Origin of the sequence: Marinobacter salsuginis (assembly GCF_009617755.1) — a bacterium.
GTDB classification, from domain to species: domain Bacteria; phylum Pseudomonadota; class Gammaproteobacteria; order Pseudomonadales; family Oleiphilaceae; genus Marinobacter; species Marinobacter salsuginis.
The window spans coordinates 126,652-148,272 of sequence record NZ_BGZH01000002.1 but is presented as its reverse complement, the minus strand read 5'-3'; the positions used below and the strand labels follow the sequence as shown (position 1 = coordinate 148,272).

The following is a 21,621-nucleotide window of genomic DNA, read 5'->3' as shown; positions in this document are numbered from 1 at the left end:
CTTCATTACAATGAACAGAAAAAAGGAAGAACTCACATGACACTGAAACTGAAAGCCTCCGCATTTGCTGTCGCTGCCGCAGTCAGCCTGGGTGCTGCTTCCACCTCCGTTTCCGCGCAGGAGCAGCGCTTTGTGACTATCGGCACCGGTGGTGTAACCGGTGTTTATTATCCGGCCGGCGGTGCGATCTGTCGTCTGGTGAACATGGACCGTAAAGAACATGGTATCCGCTGCTCCGTTGAGAGCACCGGTGGCTCCGTCTACAACCTGAACGCCATCCGCCAGGGCGAACTCGATCTGGCCGTGGCCCAGTCCGACTGGCAATATCATGCCTATAACGGCACCAGCCAATTCAAGGACGATGGCGCCAACAAGGACCTTCGCGCGGTCTTTTCCCTGCATCCAGAGCCGTTCACCGTTGTTGCCAGCAAGGGTTCAGGCATCAAGACCTTTGAAGACCTGGAAGGCAAGCGGGTTTCCGTGGGTAACCCGGGTTCTGGCCAGCGGGCCACCGCCGAGGTTCTGATGGAAGAAATGGGTTGGGGCATGGACAAGTTTGCTCTTGCCGCTGAGATCAAGGCCGCCGAGCAGTCACAGGCCCTGTGCGACGGCAACATCGACGCTTTCTTCTACACCGTCGGGCACCCCTCAGGCGCCATCAAGGAAGCCACTACTTCCTGTGACAGCGTGATTGTCAACGTTGATAACGAGGCGACCCAGACGCTGATCGAAGAGAATCCGTATTACCGCAAAGCGGTCATCCCGGGTGGTATGTACCGTGGCTCTGACGAAGACACCACTACCTTCGGTGTGGCGGCAACCTTTGTTTCTTCCACCGATGTACCGGAAGATGTGGTTTACGCCGTGGTCAAGGCGGTGTTCGAAAACTTCGACAGCTTCAAGCGTCTGCACCCTGCCTTCGCCAATCTGAACAAGGAAGAGATGGTCTCTGATGCCCTGAGTGCGCCGCTGCACCCGGGTGCTGCCAAGTACTACAAGGAAGCCGGTCTGATCGACTGATCTGACTTGAAACCGGACCGGCGGGCCCAGGCCCGCCGGGTTTCCCTCCAGAGAACAACCTTTCACGCTACAGGAAGAACTTATGGCAACGAGCGATCCGTCGAACGGAGGTAGCGCTGGCGGCGGCAATGTAGAAGAAATCCTGCAGACCGAAACCGGGGGAAGGGCCGCGACCGGTTACGCGGCTGTTATTCTGTTCATCGTTCCCCTTGTGTGGTCGCTGTTCCAGCTCTGGATTGCGTCACCGCTCCCATTTATTCTTGATTTCGGCATTTTCAATTCGACGGAAGCCCGTTCGATTCACCTGGCGTTCGCCGTTTTCCTGGCCTTCGCGTCTTTTCCGATGATCCGCGGTCGTCATGTCAACGCGGTCCCGATTTACGACTGGATCCTCGCCGTTGTGGCGGCGTTTTGTGCCTCTTATCTATACGTTTTTTATGAAGAGCTTTCGACGCGTCCCGGTGCGCCGATCACCCAGGATCTCTGGGTTGCGCTGATCGGTCTGGTGCTACTTCTGGAAGCTACCCGGCGTTCACTTGGTCTGCCATTGACTATCGTGGCCGCGGTATTCATAACCTACTCTATTGCCGGCCCCTACATGCCGGATGTGATTGCCCACAAGGGCGTCAGCCTGAGCAAGCTGGCTTCCCATCAATGGCTTGGTACGGAAGGCGTGTTTGGTGTGGCGCTCGGGGTGTCCACCAGTTTCGTCTTTCTCTTTGTTCTGTTCGGCGCACTGCTGGAGAGGGCCGGTGCCGGCAACTATTTCATCAAGGTGGCCTATGCCATGCTCGGGCATATGCGGGGCGGCCCGGCCAAGGCCGCGGTTGTGTCCAGTGGCCTAAGTGGTGTGATCTCCGGCTCCTCCATTGCCAACGTGGTGACTACTGGTACCTTCACCATCCCACTGATGAAGCGTGTAGGATTTCCGGCAACCAAGGCTGGTGCCGTGGAAGTGGCCGCCTCGACGAACGGCCAGCTGACGCCGCCGATCATGGGGGCTGCGGCTTTCCTCATGGTGGAATACGTGGGTATTTCCTACCTTGAGGTCATCAAGCACGCGATCCTGCCGGCGATGATTTCCTATGTCGCCCTGATCTACATCGTTCACCTCGAAGCCTGCAAACTGAAAATGCAGGGTATCGAGCGGTTGAATAAGCCCACCCTGGCGCAGCGCATGCTGAACTGGGTGGTAATATTGCTCGGCCTTATCGTGCTCACCCTGGCCGTCTATTACGGCATAGGCTGGACCAAGACATTGCTTGGTGACGCGGCCATGTGGGTGCTGGCACCGCTGCTGGTGGCGGTCTACGTTGCACTGGTGGGTTACGCGACACGTTTCCCGGAATTGGAAGAAGACGACCCGAACAAGGACATGGGCGAGCTGCCCCCGGTCGGGCCAACGGTCAAAACCGGCCTGTATTTCCTGCTGCCGGTGGTGGTTCTGGTGTGGTGCCTGACTGTTGAGCGTTTTTCACCCCAGCTTTCCGCGTTCTGGGCTACCGTGTTCATGATCTTTATTGTGATCACCCAGCGGCCGCTGAAAGCCTTTTTCCGCAAGCGTGGCGACTTTGCCCGCCTGACCAAAGACGGCTTTTTCGATCTGGCCCATTCGCTGGCCACCGGCGCTCGCAACATGGTGGGTATTGGCGTGGCGACCGCCACCGCGGGGATTGTGGTGGGCACCGTCACCCTGACGGGTATTGGCCTTGTAATGACGGCCTTCGTGGAGTTCCTGTCCGGCGGAAATCTTCTGCTCATGCTCATCTTTACCGCCATTATCAGTCTGATTCTCGGTATGGGGCTGCCAACTACGGCGAACTACATTGTTGTCTCCACACTGATGGCGCCAGTGATTGTCACCCTCGGTGCCCAGAACGGACTGATCGTACCGCTGATTGCGGTGCACCTGTTCGTGTTCTACTTCGGCATCCTCGCGGATGATACGCCACCGGTGGGTCTTGCCGCCTACGCGGCGGCGGCCATTTCGGGTGCCGACCCGATACGGACCGGTGTGCAAGGTTTTACCTACGATATTCGAACCGCAATCCTGCCGTTCATGTTTATCTTCAACACCCAGTTGTTGCTGATCGGCCTGACGGGGTGGTTTGACCTGCTGGTGACCATCTTCAGTGCGGTCACGGCCATGCTGGTATTCTCGGCCGCTACCCAGGGCTACTGGTTTACCAAGAGCTATAAATGGGAAACAGTGTTGCTGCTGCTCATCACCTTCACTATGTTCCGTCCAGGTTTCTGGTGGGACATGGTTTACCCGCCGACTGAAGACCAGCCGGGTGCACAGGTCATGGAGTATGTCGAAGAGGTTCCGGCGGGCCAGCCGATCATCCTCAAGGCATCTGGCATGAATATCGATGGCGATGAGGTGAGCACCTATGTGCGGCTGCCGATTCCCGCAGGCGAGACACCTGAGCAGAGACTGATGGAGGCAGGCCTGGAGCTGAGCCCTGACGGCGACAAAATGGCGGTGGACTTTGTCGGGTTTGGCAGCCCGGCGGAAGAGGTCGGTATCCAGTTTGGCTGGACCATCGATGCCGTGCAGGTTCAGCTTTCGCGACCGCCGAAGGAGCTGATGTTCATTCCGGCCCTGGCGCTTCTGGGTCTTCTGGCCTATGGCCAGCTCCGGCGACGGGCCCGCGAAGAGGCATCCGGCCAGGCGGCCTGACAGAGCCCTGGATGCGAGAAACCCGGCATTAACCTGCCGGGTTTTTTTCTGTTAGACTTCGCCTCGAATCGGCCCGCGGTTTGTATCGCGTCGCGCCGTCACCATGTGGTCTCTGGTATAGATCACCGCTGAGTAACCAACAGGAGCTTTTCATGCCCGTCGTAACCCTGCCCGATGGCAGCCATCGCAGTTTTGCCGAACCCGTAACCGTTCATGACGTTGCCGCCGATATTGGCGCTGGCCTTGCCAAAGCCGCCCTTGCCGGAAAGGTGGATGGTCAGCTCGTGGACACCAGCTATCGCATCGAGAATGATGCCGACCTCGCCATTGTCACAGAACGTGACGAGGAGGGTGTTGATATCATTCGCCATTCCACGGCGCACTTGATGGCCATGGCTGTCCAGGAACTGTTTCCAGGAGCCCAGGTTACCATCGGCCCGGTGATCGACAACGGCTTCTACTACGACTTCAAGTACGACCGCCCGTTCACCAATGAGGACCTGGCGCGGATCGAGAAGCGTATGGAAGAGCTCGCCAAGCAGGACCTTCCGGTTTCGCGCTCCATCATGTCCCGTGATGAGGCGATCAAGCTCTTTGAAGATATGGGCGAAGAGTACAAGGTCCGTATCATCCAGGACATTCCGGGCGACGAAGACCTTTCGTTCTACAGTCAGGGCGACTTTATCGACCTGTGCCGCGGTCCCCACGTGCCAAGCACCGGCAAACTGAAAGCCTTCAAACTGACCAAGGTGGCCGGCGCCTACTGGCGGGGCGACACCAGTAATGAGCAGCTTCAGCGCGTTTACGGAACCGCCTGGGGCAACAAGAAAGATCTGAAGGCCTACCTGCACCGTCTGGAAGAAGCAGAGAAGCGAGATCACCGCAAGGTTGGCAAGAAGCTTGGCCTGTTCCATATGCAGGAAGAGGCGCCGGGCATGGTGTTCTGGCATCCCGATGGCTGGTCGCTCTACCAGGAAGTCGAACAATACATGCGCCGCAAGCAGCAGGAGCATGGCTACAAGGAAATCAAGACTCCACAGGTGGTGTCGCGAACCCTGTGGGAGAAGTCAGGGCACTGGGACAAGTTCAAGGACGACATGTTCACCACCGAGTCGGAAAAACACGACTACGCCATCAAGCCCATGAACTGTCCGTGCCACGTTCAGGTCTTCAACCAGGGGCTGAAAAGCTACAAGGACCTTCCGCTGAGGCTGGCAGAATTCGGTTCCTGCCATCGGAACGAGGCTTCCGGAGCGTTGCATGGACTCATGCGGGTTCGGGGCTTTACCCAGGACGACGCCCATATCTTCTGTGAAGAAGACGCTATCCAGCAGGAAGTGTCGGCCTTTATCGAAATGCTGCACGAAATCTACACGGACTTCGGGTTCACTGAAATCCTTTACAAGCTCTCAACCCGTCCGGAAAAGCGGGTTGGCTCCGATGAAGTCTGGGACAAGGCGGAAGCCGCCCTGGAAGAGGCGCTGAATCGTGAGGGCGTAGACTGGGAACTGCTGCCGGGCGAAGGGGCCTTTTACGGGCCCAAGATCGAGTTCTCCCTGAAAGACTGTATCGGACGGGTGTGGCAGTGTGGCACCATCCAGGTAGACTTCTCGATGCCGGGTCGTCTGGGAGCGCAGTATGTTGCCGACAATTCGGAGCGGAAAACTCCGGTAATGCTGCACCGGGCGGTGTTGGGTTCCTTCGAGCGTTTCATCGGGATCCTGATCGAGGAATACGAAGGAGCATTCCCGACCTGGCTCGCGCCGACACAGGTGGCAATCCTCAATATTACCGATAATCAGCGTGATTATTGTCAGAATCTGGCGAAAAAGTGGGATTCTTTGGGGTATAGGGTTAATGCTGACTTGAGAAACGAGAAGATCGGCTTTAAAATCCGCGAGCATACTCTTAACAAGGTTCCCTATCTTGTCGTCGTAGGTGACAAGGAAATCGAGAATAACGCGGTTGCCGTACGTACCCGCAAGGGCGAAGATCTGGGAACTTTATCGCTTGAAGCGTTCGAACAGCTGTTGGCTGATGAAATTCAACGCAAAGGCAGAACCAAGACGGAGATCTGATTATTAAACAGCGAACGAATCGGGGTGGGCGTACTCCGAAAGCGCCTATCAATGAGAATATTGACGCAACTGAAGTCCGCCTGATCGATGCCGAAGGCAACCAGGTCGGAATTGTGCCAATTGAGGAAGCTCTAAAGCAGGCCGAAGAGGCTACCCTTGATCTGGTGCAGGTTACGGATTCCGATCCGATCGTCTGTAAGATAATGGACTACGGCAAGAAGATCTTCGAAGAGAAGAAAGCCAAGGCGGCTGCCAAGAAGAAACAGAAGCAGACGCAGGTCAAAGAGCTTAAGTTCCGTCCCGGAACTGAAGAAGGGGATTATCAGGTCAAACTACGCAACCTGATACGTTTCCTTGAAAACGGGGACCGCGGCAAAATCACGATCCGTTTCCGAGGCCGTGAGATGGCACACCAGGAAATTGGTATGCAGCTCATGCAGCGCATCGAATCCGACGTGGAAGAGCTTGCCCAGGTAGAGATGCGGCCGAAAATGGAAGGCCGGCAGATGACCATGGTAGTGGCGCCCCGCAAGAAGAAGTGAACCTGATCGGGTGCTTGTCCCCCGCGCATGCGGGGGATTTGTCGTTCAGGGGCACATCATTGTTTATTTAAAAATAGAATGCGGAGTTTTAAAAAATGCCCAAGATGAAAACCAAAAGCGGAGCCACCAAGCGGTTCAAGAAAACCGCCACCGGCTTCAAGCACAAGCAGTCCTTCACCAGCCACATCCTGACCAAGAAGAGCCCGAAGCGTAAGCGTCAGCTGCGCGGCACCAAGCTCATCGCCAAGTCGGATGTTGCATCTATCAAGCGTATGACCGCGTGCTGATCCAGCCGCGAGAATCATTCCTTAGAAAGTACAGGTAGAAGGATTAAAGTATGGCTCGTGTAAAACGTGGTGTGGTCGCACGCCGTCGTCACAAAAAGATTCTCAATCAGGCCAAAGGTTACTACGGCGCTCGTAGCCGGGTATTCCGTGTAGCCAAGCAGGCGGTTATCAAGGCCGGTCAGTACGCGTACCGTGACCGTCGTAACCGCAAGCGTGCTTTCCGCGCTCTGTGGATTGCCCGTATCAATGCTGGTGCCCGCGCTAACGGTCTGTCTTACAGCCGTCTGATCGCTGGCCTGAAAAAGGCTAACGTTGAAATCGATCGTAAGGTTCTGGCCGATCTGGCCATGAACGAGCAGCAGGCGTTTGCCGCTGTTGTTGAGAAGGCCAAAGCGTCCCTGTGATCGCTTAGCTCTTTCATCGATTGCTGATCGATATGGGCGCCCCATGATTTCATGACGGCGCCTCCTGATAGGGGAAGGGCACGCTCTTCCCCTATTTTTGTTTTTGAAGTTACGTTTTTAAGCACTTCCATTTCTGGTTTGGAGCAGGGTCAATGGAAAACCTGGAGCAACTGGTTCAGGACGGTCTGGCAGCAGTTGATAGCGCCGACAGCCTGCAGGCACTTGATCAAATTCGTGTTGAGTATCTTGGCAAGAAGGGCGTGATTACCCAGCAGGCGAAAACTCTTGGCAAGCTCTCGGCCGAGGAGCGCCCTGCCGCCGGCCAGAAAATCAATGAAGCCAAGGGGCAGGTTGAAGAGGCCATCAACGCCCGGCGAACAGACCTTGAGCGTGCTGCCATTGAGCAGAAGCTCGCCAGCGAATCCATCGATGTGACCTTGCCCGGCCGTGGCCAGGACCTGGGCGGCTTGCACCCGGTTACCCGCACCCTGCAAAGGATTGAGCATTTCTTCGCCCGCGCCGGCTATACCGTCGAGCAGGGGCCCGAGATTGAAGACGATTACCACAACTTCGAAGCGCTCAATATTCCGGGGCATCACCCGGCCCGTGCCATGCACGATACATTCTATTTCAACCCGGGCACCCTGCTGAGAACCCACACCTCGCCGGTACAGATTCGCACCATGGAAGCGGGCAAGCCGCCGTTCCGGATGATATGCCCCGGGCGGGTTTACCGTTGTGATTCGGATATGACGCACACCCCCATGTTTCACCAGGTGGAGGGTTTGCTGGTCGAGAAAAACGTCAGCTTTGCGGATCTTAAAAGTACAGTCGAAGAGTTCCTGCGAGTGTTCTTTGAGCGGGATCTTCAGGTCCGCTTCCGTCCCTCGTATTTCCCCTTTACGGAGCCTTCTGCAGAAGTGGACATCGAGTGGGGGCGGGAAGCGGACGGCAGCATCAAGTGGCTTGAAGTCATGGGTTGCGGAATGGTGCACCCCAAGGTGTTTGAGTATTGCGGAATCGATGCCGAGGAGTACCGTGGCTTCGCATTTGGCCTGGGCGTAGAGCGCCTGGCCATGCTTCGTTACGGCGTCAACGATCTGCGCATGTTTTTCGAGAACGATCTGCGCTTCCTGCGCCAGTTCCGTTAACAGGCAAGATTACGGGCATCCAACCAAACAGGCATAACCGCATCAGGACAAGGCAATAACCATGAAATTCAGTGAACAGTGGCTGCGCGAGTGGGTAAATCCGCAAATCGATACCCAGGAATTAATGGACCAGATCACCATGGCAGGTCTGGAAGTGGACGGTTTCGAGCCGGTGGCCGGTCAATTCAACGGCGTAGTCGTTGGAGAGGTCAAATCGGTAGGTCCACATCCTGACGCAGATAAACTGCGGGTCTGCCAGGTCAGTGACGGCACTTCTGAAGTGCAGGTGGTTTGTGGCGCTCCCAATGTCCGTGAAGGAATGAAGGTGCCTTTTGCAGTGGTTGGTGCGGTCCTGCCCGGTGATTTCAAAATCAAGAAGGCCAAGCTTCGCGGCCAGCCCTCCGAGGGCATGCTCTGTTCCGAGTCGGAGCTGGGGCTGTCCGACAATCACGATGGCCTGATGGAGCTCCCCGCGGACGCACCGGTCGGTCAGGACGTAGCGGACTATCTGAAGCTGAACGACGTCACCATTGACGTGGACCTGACGCCCAACCGCGCCGACTGCCTGTCTATCAAGGGCATCGCCCGGGAAGTGGGTGTTCTGAACAGCATGCTGGTCGACAGCCCCGAAATCGAGCCGGTGGAATCGGTGCACTCTGAAGTGCCTGATATCCGTGTCGAGGCGCCAGCAGGTTGTCCACGGTATCTGGGTCGGATTCTTCGGAACGTGAACCTGCAGGCGGAATCGCCCCTGTGGATGCAGGAAAAGCTCCGCCGTTCCGGGATTCGCTCAATTGACGCCGCCGTGGATGTCACCAATTACGTGATGCTGGAACTTGGTCAGCCCATGCACGCCTTTGACCGAGATGAAATCGAGGGCGGGATCGTTGTCCGGATGGCGCGAATTGGTGAAAAGCTGGTTCTGCTGGATGGCCAGGAAGTTGAACTGACCCAGGGCACCCTGGTAATTGCAGATCACGAAAAACCGATCGCCATTGCCGGTGTCATGGGTGGAGAACATTCCGGTGTCAGTTCCAAAACCCGGGATCTGGTGCTGGAGGCCGCCTATTTCGATCCGATTACGCTGGCAGGCAAGGCTCGTCACTATGGCCTGCACACAGACGCATCGCACCGGTTCGAGCGGGGCGTCGATTACAAGTTGGCGCGGGAGGCCATGGAACGGGCAACCCGTTTGCTGATGGATATCGTGGGCGGTGAGCCTGGAGAAATTGTTGAAGTTGCCAGCGATGAGGATATTCCCGCGGATCGGGCCGTCGATCTGAGAGCTCGCCGTCTTAACGATGTGCTGGGCATGGAAATCGACCGAACGACCGTTGAGGAAATTCTTACCCGCCTCGGGCTGCGGGTCGAAAAGCTTCTGAAAGACGGGTGGCGGGTCAGCGTGCCCAGCTTCCGCCCGGATATCTCTATCGAAGAGGATCTGATCGAAGAGGTTGGTCGGATTTATGGCTATAACAATCTGCCCGTAACCGAGCCAACTGGCTCGCTCGGTCTGCGTCCGGAGCAGGAAGCTGTTCGACCGGTATCTGCTATCCGCAACTTCTTTGTGGATCATGGGTATCAGGAAGCGGTCACCTACAGTTTTGTCGATCCGAAAGTTCAGCAGCTGGTGGATCCTGATCGTCAGGGCATTGCGCTGGCCAATCCGATTTCCTCGGACCTGTCGGTGATGCGAACCACCCTGTGGAGTGGTCTGCTGAAAACCGTCGCCCACAATCAGAATCGTCAGCAGCCGCGCATCCGGCTGTTCGAAACCGGTCTGCGCTTTCTGCAGGAGGGCGAGCGGATTGATCAGCAGCCGATGCTGGCCGGTGTCGTGGTTGGTAGCCAGTATCCTGAAAACTGGGCAAACGGTCGCAGAACAGCGGATTTCTATGATGTAAAAGGGGATCTGGAGAGTCTGTTCAGGTTGTTGGGTATAGAGATTAAGTTTATCGGCAGCAAACACCCTGCGTTGCATCCGGGACAGACCGCGGAACTTATGCGCGATGGCGAGCACGTGGGCTGGCTGGGTACTCTGCATCCACAAGTTCAGAAAAATCTTGAACTTAATGGCACGATCCTGATGTTTGAGCTATTCTTGAATTCAATCGTTACCGGATATGTGCCTAATTTCAAAGAAATTTCAAAATTCCCGGAAGTTCGTCGGGATTTGGCTATTATTATCGGGAGCGAGGTAGCGTTCGCCGATGTAGAGCGTGTGGCCAGAAAGCATGCCGGTGAGCAGCTGACAGCGTTGCGTGCGTTTGATGTCTATGAGGGCGAGAGCCTGGGTGAAGGTAACCGGAGCCTGGCCCTGAGCCTGTTCTGGCAGCATCCCGAACGTACATTGAACGAGGATGAAGTGCATTCGCTCTTCAACGGTGTGATCGACGCATTGAAAGAAGAGCTGGGGGCAACACTGAGGAGTTGAGAAATGGCGGCTTTGACGAAAGCGGAAATGGCAGAGCGGTTGTACGAGGAATTGGGCCTGAACAAGCGCGAAGCCAAGGAAATGGTAGAAGCTTTTTTCGATGAGATCAGAGGCGCTCTCAGCCATAACGAACAGGTGAAGCTGTCGGGTTTCGGTAACTTCGACCTTCGGGACAAGAAGCAGCGGCCGGGACGGAACCCGAAAACCGGTGAAGAGATTCCCATCAGTGCACGGCGTGTCGTTACGTTTCGCCCGGGACAAAAACTAAAGCAAAAAGTAGAAGCGTATGCTGGAACCCAGTCATAACAACGAACTTCCCACGATTCCGGGGAAGCGCTATTTCACCATCGGTGAGGTGGCGGAGCTGTGCGCGGTAAAAGCGCACGTACTTCGCTATTGGGAACAGGAGTTTCCCCAGCTGTCGCCGGTAAAGCGCCGGGGCAACCGCCGGTATTATCAGCGGGCGGATGTTATTACCATTCGCCAGATTCGGAGCCTGCTCTACGACCAGGGCTACACCATCGGTGGCGCCAAGCAGAAACTCAGTAGCCACGAGGTAAAGGACGACACGTCCCAGTACAAGCAACTGATCCGGCAAATGATTACCGAGCTGGAGGAAGTACTCGAGGTGCTGAACGCGCCCGTCAAATAGAGTTCACCAGACTCTGAAGAAAAACCGGGACAGCATGGCTGCCCCGGTTTTTTTATGCCCGCATGGTTACTGCTTACTGCAGGTTTTGATGCCCAGCAACGAATAGGCAGGGCAGTTGCCCACTAAAGCGGTTGCCAGGGGCACAATGCCAATCCAGCCCCAGGGTGTTTGCGGGCCCACAAATACGAGAGCCAGCAGTACAATGCCGACGATGGCGCGAATGATACGGTCCGCAGATCCCATATTGATGCTCATGATCCTTTCTCCTTGCTTGATATGCGATGACAGAACGGACTTTAGCGTCTGCTCGCTGGCGGTTCAGTGATAAAGTCACACAAGGCCGGCCGCTGAGCTGAGCTAATCTGATGATCTATGGAAAAGTCGATGGTGCAACACAGCATTCTTGAAACATTGTCTGGGCCTCTTCGCAAAGAAGTCCTCAGCAGCCTGCAGTCTCTTCACTTTGAGCATGGAAAGATTCTGTTCCGGGCTGGGGATCCCTGTCAGGGACTTCCTCTGGTACTGAATGGAACCGTAAAAGTCCAGATGACCGGCCTGTCAGGTCACAGCATCGTGCTTTATCGGATGGGGGCTGATGATATTTGCACACTGTCTATCGGCTGTCTGATGACAGGCGATGGCTTTCGGGCAGAAGCCGTGGTTGAAGAAGATGCCGAGGTATTCATGGTGCCCAGGGGGCTGTTTGACCGGCTGATGGACCAGTCTGCCGATTTCAGGCTTGGCATTATGGAATCCTACGGACGCCGTTTGAATGACCTGATGTTACTGGTGGAAGAGGTCGCTTTCAGGCGTATGGATGAGCGTCTGTTTCAGTGGCTTGAGGCCAGGGTCGGACAGGGAATCATGACTATCACCCATCAGGAACTTGCAGTGGAGTTGGGAACCGCCAGGGAAGTGGTTAGCCGCCTGCTGAAAGAGTTTGAACGCAAGGGCATGCTGCGGCTTGCCCGAGGAAAGATCGAGTTCACCAGTTCGTTTCCCGGTAAGCCCTGAAGCAAAAAGCCCGGACCTTTCGGCCCGGGCTTTTTGTCGGAATCTGGTCGGGACGGTAGGATTTGAACCTACGACCCCTTGCACCCCATGCAAGTGCGCTACCAAGCTGCGCTACGCCCCGATTCGCTCTTTGCCAGCTGGAAAAACTTGAGAGTATTCTCAGTGGCTTAGCGGGAGCGAAGTCTACACGAGCCCATGGAAAAAATAAACATCCGATGGCGATTTTGATGCCCGTTTTTTAGCGCAGCTTGGTTTCCCGGAGTTTCAGGATAAATTCGGGTGGTTCAAAGGTGTTTGGCCGGGCAAATTCCCAGTATTTGTCGAACACCGTCAGCCCGGTTTTTCCCTCCAGCAGGGCCCCGGGTTCGAGGAATGGAAACAGATCCATGTAAGAGTGCACCTCTGTTTTGGATACCCGCCGAACGATGTGCTCCGGGCCGAGTTCGGAAGGGTGCCTGAGCCCCGAGGCTTCCAGCAGGTTCTGCAGCGCGTCGAGCGTATTCTTGTGGTAGTTGTATACCCTTTGGCTCTTGTGCTCTACGTCGAGCTTGTTGCCGCGTCGGGGGTCCTGGGTGGCTACGCCGCTCGGGCAGCGCCCGGTGTGGCAATTGAGCGCCTGTATGCAGCCCAGCGCAAACATATAGCCCCTGGCCGCGTTGCACCAGTCAGCCCCCAGCGCCAAGGTTCGCGCAATGTTGAAGGCCGACGTGATCTTGCCGGCGGCGCCAATGGCAATGTCCTCCCGAAGACTGGTACCCACCAGAGTGTTGTGAACCAGCAGGAGCGCTTCGGTCATTGGCATTCCCAACCGATTAATAAACTCGAGGGGAGCCGCACCGGTGCCGCCTTCTCCGCCGTCGACCACGATAAAATCCGGTTTTCGCCCGGTCTCCAGCATGGCTTTAACGATGGCAAACCATTCCCATGGGTGGCCGATAGCGAGCTTGAAGCCAATGGGCTTGCCTCCGGACAGCTCCCGCAGCCGGTCAATGAATTCCAGCATTTCTATTGGTGTTGAGAACTCCGAATGGCTGGCAGGGGAGACGCAGTCCTCGCCAACAGAAACGCCTCGTGCTTCGGCGATCTCCGGCGTTACCTTGGCGCCGGGCAAAATTCCGCCATGACCGGGCTTTGCGCCCTGAGATAGTTTGAGCTCTATCATTTTGACCTGATCAAATGAGGCATTCTCGCGAAACATGTCTTCGTTGAACGAACCATCTTTGTGACGGCAGCCGAAGTATCCCGAACCGATCTCCCAGACCAGGTCACCGCCGGACTGTTTGTGGTAGCGGGAAATGGAGCCCTCTCCGGTGTCGTGATAGAAGCCTCCCATCCTGGCGCCGGTATTGAGACTGAGGATGGCGTTGGCTGACAGCGAGCCAAAGCTCATGGCAGAGATGTTGAACACGCTTGCGTTGTAGGGCTTGTCGCAGTTTTTTCCGATCAGGATACGGAAATCGCTACTACTGAGGCGGGTGGGTGCAAGGGAATGATTCATCCACTCGAAACCCTCATCGTACATCCCGAGCTGTGAGCCGAAAGGGCGCTTGTCCAGAACATTCTTCGCGCGCTGATAGACGATGGTGCGCTGTTCCCGTGAAAAGGGACGCTCTTCCGTGTCTGACTGGATGAAATACTGCCGGATTTCAGGGCCCACGGATTCAAGCAGATAACGAAAGTTGGCCATGATCGGATAGTTCCGGCTGACCGTGTGTTTTCGTTGCATCAGGTCGTAGGTACCCAGGGCCGCGAACGCGCCAAATATTACCGGAAACACATAACCTTCCTCCAAGACCAGGGCAAGCCCGAGCGAGACAAAAAATCCGGCAATGCTGAGTGCATAGGCGGTATAGCGAAGCGGAAAGGTCTTTGTTTTTTCCATGGGATCCTCTGATTGGCTCGGAAAAGCCGACTCGAACAGAGCGGCAGCTGATGAAGAGTTTAGTCGTACGATGCGGGATCCTGTCGCGATTGGTCCCGAATCTGGCTGGTCCGTTTTCGATCATGGTCTATGATTAATATCAAGGCGGCAAAATAATCGTGGTTTTGATGTTTTGAACTCAAAACATTATGATAACGCGCTTGTAATGTCTGAATACCGATTCTGAATAAACGATTTACCAACTCAGGAGGCTCCATAACGTGGGCGAGGTAGTTAAAGACGAATATTCCACGGATTACGTGGCTGGCCAGGACAATATCACTCCGTTCGGGCTGGATCTCCATGCACCGGTATTTCCGATTACGGCGATACTGGTTGTTGCGTTTGTGATAGGCACCCTGATGTTCCCCGGGCCAGCGAAAGAGCTGCTCGACGGGGCAAAATGGGACATTATCGCGACGTTTGACTGGTTTTTCCTGATCAGTGCCAACATCTTCGTGGTGGTGTGCCTGGCTCTGATCTTCCTGCCGATGGGTAAAATCCGCATCGGGGGGCAGGACTGCAAACCTGAATTCTCAACGCTTTCCTGGTTCTGCATGCTTTTCGCCGCCGGTATGGGCATTGGTCTTATGTTCTGGGCCGTGGCCGAGCCGGTGGCTTACTACACGGGATGGTACAAGACGCCGTTCAATGTAGAGGCAAACACAGAAGACGCCCGTAATCTTGCGATGGGCGCGACCATGTACCATTGGGGTCTGCATCCCTGGGGCATCTATGCAGTCGTTGCTCTTTCCCTGGCGTTTTTCGCCTTTAACAAAAACATGCCTTTGACCATTCGCTCGGCCTTTTTCCCGCTGCTGAAAGACAAGGTGTGGGGCTGGCCTGGACACATTATCGATGTGCTGGCTGTTGTCGCGACGATCTTTGGTCTGGCAACGTCACTCGGTTTCGGTGCCCAGCAGGCGGCTTCCGGTCTGAACTACCTGTTCGGTACGGGTGCAGACACGAATATCCAGATGGCGATCATTGTCGGTGTCACAGCCCTCGCATTGATCTCGGTGCTCAGGGGGCTCGACGGTGGCGTAAAGATTTTGAGTAACATCAACATGGCCGTTGCGGGCATTCTGCTGTTGTTCGTTATATTTGCCGGTCCGACGATGACGGTTCTGGAAACTCTCTGGGTGACTTCCTCCAATTACGTGGGCAACGCATTGCAACTGAGTAATCCGTTTGGCCGCGAGGACGAAGCCTGGTTCCAGGGCTGGACTGTATTCTACTGGGCCTGGTGGATTTCCTGGTCACCGTTCGTAGGTATGTTTATTGCGCGCGTGTCCAAGGGCCGTACCGTTCGTGAATTTGTCACTGCCGTGTTGATCGTCCCGACTGTTATCACTGTTGTATGGATGAGCGCCTTCGGTGGTGCCGCCATTGAACAGATTCAGCAGGGCATTGGTGAACTGGCTGAGAACGGCCTGACCGAGGTTTCGCTGGCTACGTTCCAGATGTTCGCGAACCTCCCGTTGACTGGAATCCTGTCATTTGTCGGTATCGTTCTGGTTCTGGTGTTCTTCGTAACATCTTCCGACTCTGGTTCGCTGGTCATCGACAGTATTACGGCTGGTGGCAAGACTGATGCACCGACCGCCCAGCGTGTGTTCTGGGTAGTTGCCGAGGGTGCGATTGCTGCAGCTCTGATCTTTGGCGGCGGTGAAGATGCACTGGGCGCGATCCAGGCAACCGCTATCAGTGCGGGGCTGCCATTTACGGTGGTTCTCCTGATCATGACCTGGGGGCTTCTGAAGGGCCTCAGTCACGAGCGGCAACTGTTGATCGCCCGGGGCGAACTGTCCTGAGGGGTCGTGGAAATAAAAAACCGGGGCTTTGGCCCCGGTTTTTTTATGTTTGCTATTAACTCAGTTACTGGCAAACGTTTCCATGGCGAAACGTGAACGCTCCAGAGGCGTGAAGTGTGGACGTTTGAGCGCTTCAATCGCGCGGAGTCGGGGAAGCAGTCCGCGGCCATTTGCCATCTGGATTGCCAGTCCGGGCCGGGCGTTCAATTCCAGTAGCAGTGGCCCCTCGTTCGCATCTACCACCAGATCAACCCCCATGTAGCCCAGCCCGGTTGCTTCGTAGCAGCGGGAGGCCATTTCCAGCATCTCATCCCAGGCTTCTATCTGGATATTCTCCAGTGCCAGACCGGTGTCCGGATGGAGGGTTATGGGGCGGTTGAACTGAACGGCATTCAGTCCCTGGCCAGAGCCGATATCCAGGCCAACCCCAACGGCGCCCTGATGCAGGTTTGCCTTACCGTCAGACGCGGTTGTGGCCAGCCTCAGCATCGCCATTACCGGGTAACCCTGGAAGACGATAATCCGGATGTCGGGCACACCCTGGTGAGAGTATTTCGCCAATGAGGGGGCGGACTCCACCAGGTTTTCGACGATCGCCACATCTGGGGTACCCGCGAGCGAGTAGAGCCCGGCCAGAATGTTGGTCAAATGACGTTCCAGGAACGGAGAATCTACCCGCGACCCGGATGCCTTGATGTACTCATCGCCATCCCGACCGGTTATGACGGTAATCCCCTTGCCGCCAGACCCTTTTGCCGGTTTTATCGCAAATCCGGCCAGATCCTCTGCCATTTCCCGGAAGTGTGATATCTCATGCTGTTGGCGGACAACCTGAAGCAGTTTCGGGGTTTTTACGCCGTATTCGGCAACCACCAGTTTTGTTTTCAGTTTGTTGTCTACCAACGGATATGATGACCGCTCATTGTACCGGGCAATGTAATCCACATTGCGCCGGTTCATGTTCAGCATTCCCAGCCTCTTGAGTGATCTCGGCGATATCCAGTCCATGTCAGTCGTACGCCTTCATTGGCGTAAAGCGCCTCAGCTCGCTTAGCTTGTAGCCGGTGTACTGACCCATCAACAGGATCAGACCGAGAATAACAAGGTGCAGCTCCGGGAAGTTGAAGGTGAGGTGGCCGGCCAACGGAGCGCTCATCAGCAAATAGGCGCAGATGGCCACAAACAGACTGCCTGCACCTTGAACCATGACCTCATGCGCCCCTTCTTCTTCCCAGAGGATGGACATGCGCTCGATGGTCCAGGCGATGATCACCATCGGGAAGAAGGTGACCGTCATGCCGGTATTGAACCCCATCTGATAGCCGATGATGCTCAGGCCTGCGGTTATAAAGATAACCAGGATGATCAGGGCGGATATGCGGGATACCAGCAGCAGGTTAAGGCTGGACAGGTAGCCGCGCATCAGCAAGCCAATAGATACCACCGACAGGAACGCGATCAAGCCCGGCACCAGAGTTGTCTGGACAAAGGCCACTGCGATCAACACGGGCATGAAGGTGCCAGAGGTGCGAATGCCGATAACAATCCGCATGAAAGCGACCATCAGTGCCCCCAGTGGCAGCAACAGCAGCATTCGGAACATGCTTTGCTCTTCTATGGGCAGTTCGTAAAAGCTCAGGAAGCCGAGACCATTGGCTGCGGATTCCATGGTTGCAAGTTGAAGGGCAGGAACCGTTTGCCTGAGCATCGAGAAGCTTACTTCCGAGTTCTCGCCACCTACCACATCAAGCAATGAGGCTGCCCCCTGGCGCCAAAGCAGGAGGTCTTCAGGCACGCCCTGTTCGGCAGTCTTGGGGTTGAAGGTGAGCCAACGCTTGCCGTTGTAAATTTGCAGGTAGGGCATCAGCTGTTGCCGCCGCCGGGCATCTTCGAGTCTCAGTCCGTCCGCTGTTCTGGCGGCAATACCACTGTGGTTGAGCATGTCGACCAGAAGATCCAGGTAATTCTCTTCTGAAACCAGCAGGGTTGTGTTCTGTGTCCGGCTGTCTGGCTGCATCAGCCGGATAAGCTCGCGGGTCATGCTTTCCGGTGTGCTTGAGCGGGCTTCTGCCTGGCTAAGAATTTCCTGTACCGCTGTTGCCTCGGGCTCTTCCCAGAAGGTCCTCGGTGTTTTCGGTTCGCGCGCCGGGATTTCCGGTCCGGCGTCTGGGTCCGGAATGAACTGGGCTTTGAAATACAAAGTCTGCGGCCCGGACACTTCCCGCTTGCTCCATTCCGCTCGGCGGCTGCCCGAGGTGTCGATGATGGAAAAGCCATAGCCGGGCGAAGCCGCCTGTTCGGTCAGGATGCGAAAGCCCGGTGGTTGCTCGGGGATATTGAGACTGGCAAGAACCGAGCCGTCCACTGCGTCAAAATCAATGCGGGCCTCGACCATCCAAACTGGTCGTTGTTCGCCTGTGAGCCAGGGTATGCCAAGCTCAACGTGCCTCCAGACAGCAAGCGAAATGCCCGCAGAGATGAGCAGGAAAACGGCGATATAAAAAGGCAGGCGCGAGCGGGTGGTCACGATTCGTTCCCGTTGCTGTTGCGGATGGATTCAGGCAGCTCGGTTGCATATTCCTTGCCGACATCGATCAGCATGACGTCACGCAGAATATTGCGGCCGATCAGAACCTCGTAGGTGAGGTTGGTTCTGTCGGCAAGTGTAAACTCCGCAACCTGTTGGTGATCGCCAATAAAAAACTGAAGCTCGACGACGACCCGACGCTCCGCTTCATCGGCGCTGGCCTGGATTACGCGAACCCGGCGAGAGATCTCTTTTTCCAGGGTTACAAACTTGTCTGCACCGGGAACAGGCACATCAAAGCGCACCCAATTGTTGCCGTCCCGCTCGAACCGGGTGATGTTGCGTGCGTCTATCGAGGAAGTTTCGGCACCGCTGTCAATGCGAGCCTTGTAGATCAGGCCGGGGCCCGCAAGGTAGAAGTTTTCAACCTCGCCGACAATCACCTTGCCCTTCAGGCGGTCTGCACGCCCTTTCGAATTATCTGTTGCGGGGCATTGTGTCTGGGCCCGCACTGGCGGACATTCAGGTTTTTCCACCTGGGTGGCAATTGCGTCGAGTATGGTCTGAGTCGAAGAGCGGGTTTGGGCAATGGCTTGCTCGTGCCTGACCGCTGAGTTTTCTTCCATGGTAACGAGAGTTGCCCGCTGACTCTTGATGGATCCCTGGAGTTCATTCATATCCGTTTTGGGAACCATGAAATAGCGGTCTGCCGAGCATCCCGTCAGCAGAAGAATGCCTGCAAGTGTGGTGACGGAAAGCTTAGGCAGTCCAGCCCGATACCATTTGAAACCCATTAAGAACCCCTGAGCTGGCAGTCTGTCACGCTCGATACCGAGCTATTGTGACGGTCTATGCGTGTGAAACCGGATAAATAGGAAGGGAAGTATACAACATCCAATCTGTGTGGTTGATTTACAGATGGTTAAGGGGCAGTAGTGTTTACCGTGACAGGAAATTCCCCTCTCCGAGAACAGTCTCAGCGCGCAGGTATTCCTGGATTACCGGGGAGCAGTTAAGGTAGAAAAGCAATAGTTCGCGCTGCACATCCTGATCCTGGATTCTGGCTGCGAAGCTGATCAGCTCCCGGATTTCCTGGTCACTCTCAGACTTGCTGGAGGGCATGCCGAAACTCTTGCCATACCGCGCCTTCAGCAGGTTGGTAAGACGCTCGAGATGAAACTCGCCCGTGTGGGTAATGTGCGGAAGGATTCTGAAGCCGTCCTTGTTGCCGTTCGGACGGGTGCCGAATAAGCCTGCCTGGCTGTCCTGGCCGGAGCAGTCATTGTGCAGAAACTCCGCCTCCAGTTTTCGCCACAGTTCTTTCAGCATGATCTGTTATCCGTTTCTGATCTGGTTCGGGCCCGCCGTGCGGTTAAAAAAGGGTAATAACCACTTGGCGAGTGAACATTTTACCCTTTTAGACGATATTACGTTGGCCGTCCAGAGGCAGATGCCCGAGCTTTAAAATAATGCCAAACAGTCGTGGTCCTTAGTGCCTCGCCATTCTGATTGACGGCGTGCCGGGCAAAAGGTTCCCTTCGTGGGGTAGACTGTTGTGGGGCCGGGAAACACCGGTTCCTCAATCAAACACAGAACCGTAACAGGAGTAGTACCAGGTGTCTGAAGCCCTCACGGAACTGATCTTGTCCCGGCCCGATCTGATGGCGGGATTGATGGTTGTGTTAATCCTTTTGATCGTTCTGAAAGGGCTCTGGGGCAGGAATGGTCGACTTGGGCAGGACGTTGAACAGTGGCGACAGCATGCAACCGCCCTCGAAAATCGGGTGGCCGGTCTGGAGTCGGATCTGGAAAATGGCAAGCAGCGCGTGGCACAGCTGGAGAGCGAGCGTCAGAGCCTGCAGGCGAAGTCGGACGAGCTTTCCCGCGAGCTGGGCGAGGCCCGCGTCGCGCTCCGCGAGAAGGAAGTGACCATTGAGAAGGAGCGCCGATCCGCCCATGAAAAACTGGAGTTGCTTGAGCGTAACCGTGATGCCTTGAAGACGGAGTTCGAGAATCTGGCCAACAAGATTTTTGAGCAGAAGAGCGAGCGTTTCAGCCAGCAGACCCGCACCAGCCTTGATACTCTGCTCAATCCCTTCAGGGACCAGTTGCAGGACTTCCGCAAGCGGGTTGAAGACGTGTACACCACCGAAACCCGTGATCGTCAGGCCCTCCGTAGTGAGATCAAGTCACTGCAGGAACTGAATCGCCAGATAACCGAGGAAGCATCCAATCTGACCCGCGCCCTTAAAGGCGACAAGAAGATTCAGGGTAACTGGGGTGAACTGATCCTTGAACGGGTACTGGAGAAATCCGGTCTGCGCAAGGGTGTGGAGTATGATACCCAGGGAAGCTATCGCGACGGCGAAAATCAGCTCTACCGGCCGGATGTCATTGTCCATCTGCCGGATAGCCGCAACCTGATTATCGATTCCAAGGTCTCACTGGTGGCCTACCAGCAGTGGGTGACGGAGGAAGAGGATTCCGGGGTCAAGGAGGAGGCGCTCAAGCAACACGTCGAGGCCGTGAGGAATCACATTCGTACCCTTAGCGAAAAAGACTACAGCCAGCTCCACGGCCTCCATTCCCCGGACTTTGTGTTGCTGTTCATGCCGATAGAGCCCGCTTTTGTGGCAGCATTTCAGCAGGACGAGAACCTTTTCGCAGAAGCCTTTGAGCGAAAGATTATTGTGGTAACGCCAACCACGCTGCTGGCAACACTGCGAACCATTGAGAACATCTGGCGGTACGAACGCCAGAGCCAGAATGCCCGGCAAATCGCTGAGCGGGCTGGCGCTGTTTATGACAAACTCAGGGTGTTTGTTGAGGCGATGGAGCGCCTGGGCACACAGTTGCATACTGCCCAGGGAACCTATGATTCGGCCATGAATACCCTGACCCGTGGGCGCGGCAACCTGATCTCCCAGGCGAATCGATTTGTAGAGCTGGGTGTTCGGGTGAAAAAGGAATTGCCGAAGGGGATAATGGACCAGGCCGAAGTAGACGAGGGTGAAGAATTCCGTCATTCAGGGGACAACGACCTGCCTGATTCAGAGAAGCAGGCGATTGGTGCAGATAACGAGCAGGAGTAGAT

At 55.8% G+C, this 21,621-nt stretch carries 19 protein-coding genes and 1 tRNA gene; 13 read left to right on the top strand and 7 right to left on the bottom strand.

Annotated features, from left to right (window positions below; all coding sequences use genetic code 11):
- Positions 1-36: 36 nt before the first annotated feature.
- The 10 genes from GJU83_RS11945 to GJU83_RS11900 all read left to right on the top strand — a co-directional run bounded on the left by GJU83_RS11945 (position 37) and on the right by GJU83_RS11900 (position 11,251).
- Positions 37-1,020: a TAXI family TRAP transporter solute-binding subunit gene (locus GJU83_RS11945; protein WP_069183852.1), complete on the top strand. Its 984-nt coding sequence runs from the start codon at positions 37-39 to the stop codon at positions 1,018-1,020.
- 82 nt (positions 1,021-1,102) lie between these two features.
- Positions 1,103-3,703, top strand: coding sequence for a TRAP transporter permease (locus GJU83_RS11940; RefSeq protein ID WP_153634471.1), 2,601 nt, complete (start codon positions 1,103-1,105; stop codon positions 3,701-3,703).
- A gap of 152 nt (positions 3,704-3,855) precedes the next feature.
- The gene (gene thrS / locus GJU83_RS11935) at positions 3,856-5,781 is read left to right on the top strand and encodes a threonine--tRNA ligase (protein WP_069183850.1); all 1,926 of its coding nucleotides are present in this window, start codon (positions 3,856-3,858) and stop codon (positions 5,779-5,781) included.
- On the top strand, positions 5,778-6,323 hold the full coding sequence (gene infC / locus GJU83_RS11930) for a translation initiation factor IF-3 (protein WP_083231826.1): 546 nt from the start codon (positions 5,778-5,780) through the stop codon (positions 6,321-6,323). Before thrS ends, infC begins: the two co-directional genes overlap by 4 nt.
- 95 nt (positions 6,324-6,418) lie before the next feature.
- Positions 6,419-6,610: a 50S ribosomal protein L35 gene (gene rpmI / locus GJU83_RS11925; RefSeq protein ID WP_007151842.1), complete on the top strand. Its 192-nt coding sequence runs from the start codon at positions 6,419-6,421 to the stop codon at positions 6,608-6,610.
- 50 nt (positions 6,611-6,660) lie between these two features.
- Positions 6,661-7,014 carry a 50S ribosomal protein L20 gene (rplT, locus tag GJU83_RS11920; protein ID WP_008170485.1) on the top strand — a complete coding sequence of 118 codons (354 nt, stop codon included), beginning with the start codon at positions 6,661-6,663 and terminating at the stop codon, positions 7,012-7,014.
- 152 nt (positions 7,015-7,166) lie between these two features.
- Complete coding sequence (pheS, locus tag GJU83_RS11915; RefSeq protein WP_069183848.1) at positions 7,167-8,165, top strand: phenylalanine--tRNA ligase subunit alpha; 999 nt, start codon at positions 7,167-7,169, stop codon at positions 8,163-8,165.
- Positions 8,166-8,226: 61 nt separating this feature from the next.
- Complete coding sequence (gene pheT / locus GJU83_RS11910; protein ID WP_069183847.1) at positions 8,227-10,599, top strand: phenylalanine--tRNA ligase subunit beta; 2,373 nt, start codon at positions 8,227-8,229, stop codon at positions 10,597-10,599.
- A gap of 3 nt (positions 10,600-10,602) precedes the next feature.
- The gene (gene ihfA / locus GJU83_RS11905) at positions 10,603-10,905 is read left to right on the top strand and encodes an integration host factor subunit alpha (RefSeq protein WP_007151838.1); all 303 of its coding nucleotides are present in this window, start codon (positions 10,603-10,605) and stop codon (positions 10,903-10,905) included.
- Positions 10,886-11,251, top strand: coding sequence for a MerR family transcriptional regulator (locus GJU83_RS11900; RefSeq protein ID WP_008170477.1), 366 nt, complete (start codon positions 10,886-10,888; stop codon positions 11,249-11,251). Before ihfA ends, GJU83_RS11900 begins: the two co-directional genes overlap by 20 nt.
- Positions 11,252-11,317: 66 nt before the next feature.
- Here the strand turns inward: GJU83_RS11900 and GJU83_RS11895 are convergent, their stop codons facing one another.
- Complete coding sequence (locus tag GJU83_RS11895; RefSeq protein ID WP_069183846.1) at positions 11,318-11,506, bottom strand: YgaP family membrane protein; 189 nt, start codon at positions 11,504-11,506, stop codon at positions 11,318-11,320.
- 129 nt (positions 11,507-11,635) lie between these two features.
- On the opposite strand from GJU83_RS11895, the gene GJU83_RS11890 reads away from it, so the two are divergent.
- A complete protein-coding gene (locus GJU83_RS11890) occupies positions 11,636-12,265 on the top strand; it encodes a Crp/Fnr family transcriptional regulator (protein WP_153634470.1) in 630 nt (209 codons plus the stop codon).
- A 44-nt stretch (positions 12,266-12,309) separates the two neighbouring features.
- Here GJU83_RS11890 and GJU83_RS11885 read toward each other — a convergent pair.
- Together GJU83_RS11885 and GJU83_RS11880 are read right to left on the bottom strand one after the other, a co-directional pair.
- Positions 12,310-12,386, bottom strand: a tRNA-Pro gene (locus GJU83_RS11885).
- A gap of 117 nt (positions 12,387-12,503) precedes the next feature.
- Complete coding sequence (locus GJU83_RS11880; protein ID WP_069184934.1) at positions 12,504-14,147, bottom strand: FMN-binding glutamate synthase family protein; 1,644 nt, start codon at positions 14,145-14,147, stop codon at positions 12,504-12,506.
- A 260-nt stretch (positions 14,148-14,407) separates the two neighbouring features.
- Between GJU83_RS11880 and GJU83_RS11875 the strand changes: the two genes are divergently transcribed.
- Entirely contained in the window at positions 14,408-16,000 is a 1,593-nt protein-coding gene (locus GJU83_RS11875) for a BCCT family transporter (protein WP_069184933.1), read from the top strand.
- A 60-nt stretch (positions 16,001-16,060) separates the two neighbouring features.
- On the opposite strand, the gene GJU83_RS11870 is transcribed toward GJU83_RS11875, so the two are convergent.
- The 4 genes from GJU83_RS11870 to GJU83_RS11855 form a co-directional block, all read right to left on the bottom strand.
- Complete coding sequence (locus tag GJU83_RS11870; protein ID WP_039881821.1) at positions 16,061-17,008, bottom strand: alpha-L-glutamate ligase-like protein; 948 nt, start codon at positions 17,006-17,008, stop codon at positions 16,061-16,063.
- Position 17,009: 1 nt separating this feature from the next.
- Positions 17,010-18,527 (bottom strand): inactive transglutaminase family protein, encoded by a 1,518-nt coding sequence (locus tag GJU83_RS11865; RefSeq protein ID WP_008170458.1) that lies wholly within the window; start codon positions 18,525-18,527, stop codon positions 17,010-17,012.
- On the bottom strand, positions 18,524-19,321 hold the full coding sequence (locus GJU83_RS11860) for an ATP-dependent zinc protease family protein (protein WP_069184932.1): 798 nt from the start codon (positions 19,319-19,321) through the stop codon (positions 18,524-18,526). Before GJU83_RS11860 ends, GJU83_RS11865 begins: the two co-directional genes overlap by 4 nt.
- A 145-nt stretch (positions 19,322-19,466) precedes the next feature.
- On the bottom strand, positions 19,467-19,856 hold the full coding sequence (locus tag GJU83_RS11855; protein ID WP_153634469.1) for a hypothetical protein: 390 nt from the start codon (positions 19,854-19,856) through the stop codon (positions 19,467-19,469).
- Between the two features lie 287 nt (positions 19,857-20,143).
- On the opposite strand from GJU83_RS11855, the gene GJU83_RS11850 reads away from it, so the two are divergent.
- On the top strand, positions 20,144-21,619 hold the full coding sequence (locus tag GJU83_RS11850; protein ID WP_153634468.1) for a DNA recombination protein RmuC: 1,476 nt from the start codon (positions 20,144-20,146) through the stop codon (positions 21,617-21,619).
- Positions 21,620-21,621 lie beyond the last annotated feature (2 nt).

Excerpts from the sequence above, each read along its gene's own strand:
- GJU83_RS11895 (WP_069183846.1), bottom strand. The coding sequence starts at position 11,506 with ATGAGCATCAATATGGGATCTGCGGACCGTATCATTCGCGCCATCGTC.
- rpmI (WP_007151842.1), top strand. The coding sequence starts at position 6,419 with ATGCCCAAGATGAAAACCAAAAGCGGAGCCACCAAGCGGTTCAAGAAA.
- ihfA (WP_007151838.1), top strand. The coding sequence starts at position 10,603 with ATGGCGGCTTTGACGAAAGCGGAAATGGCAGAGCGGTTGTACGAGGAA.
- GJU83_RS11890 (WP_153634470.1), top strand. The coding sequence starts at position 11,636 with ATGGTGCAACACAGCATTCTTGAAACATTGTCTGGGCCTCTTCGCAAA.
- GJU83_RS11860 (WP_069184932.1), bottom strand. The coding sequence starts at position 19,321 with ATGGGTTTCAAATGGTATCGGGCTGGACTGCCTAAGCTTTCCGTCACC.
- GJU83_RS11945 (WP_069183852.1), top strand. The coding sequence starts at position 37 with ATGACACTGAAACTGAAAGCCTCCGCATTTGCTGTCGCTGCCGCAGTC.
- pheS (WP_069183848.1), top strand. The coding sequence starts at position 7,167 with ATGGAAAACCTGGAGCAACTGGTTCAGGACGGTCTGGCAGCAGTTGAT.
- GJU83_RS11900 (WP_008170477.1), top strand. The coding sequence starts at position 10,886 with ATGCTGGAACCCAGTCATAACAACGAACTTCCCACGATTCCGGGGAAG.
- GJU83_RS11880 (WP_069184934.1), bottom strand. The coding sequence starts at position 14,147 with ATGGAAAAAACAAAGACCTTTCCGCTTCGCTATACCGCCTATGCACTC.
- GJU83_RS11855 (WP_153634469.1), bottom strand. The coding sequence starts at position 19,856 with ATGCTGAAAGAACTGTGGCGAAAACTGGAGGCGGAGTTTCTGCACAAT.
- pheT (WP_069183847.1), top strand. The coding sequence starts at position 8,227 with ATGAAATTCAGTGAACAGTGGCTGCGCGAGTGGGTAAATCCGCAAATC.
- rplT (WP_008170485.1), top strand. The coding sequence starts at position 6,661 with ATGGCTCGTGTAAAACGTGGTGTGGTCGCACGCCGTCGTCACAAAAAG.
- GJU83_RS11940 (WP_153634471.1), top strand. The coding sequence starts at position 1,103 with ATGGCAACGAGCGATCCGTCGAACGGAGGTAGCGCTGGCGGCGGCAAT.
- GJU83_RS11870 (WP_039881821.1), bottom strand. The coding sequence starts at position 17,008 with ATGGACTGGATATCGCCGAGATCACTCAAGAGGCTGGGAATGCTGAAC.
- thrS (WP_069183850.1), top strand. The coding sequence starts at position 3,856 with ATGCCCGTCGTAACCCTGCCCGATGGCAGCCATCGCAGTTTTGCCGAA.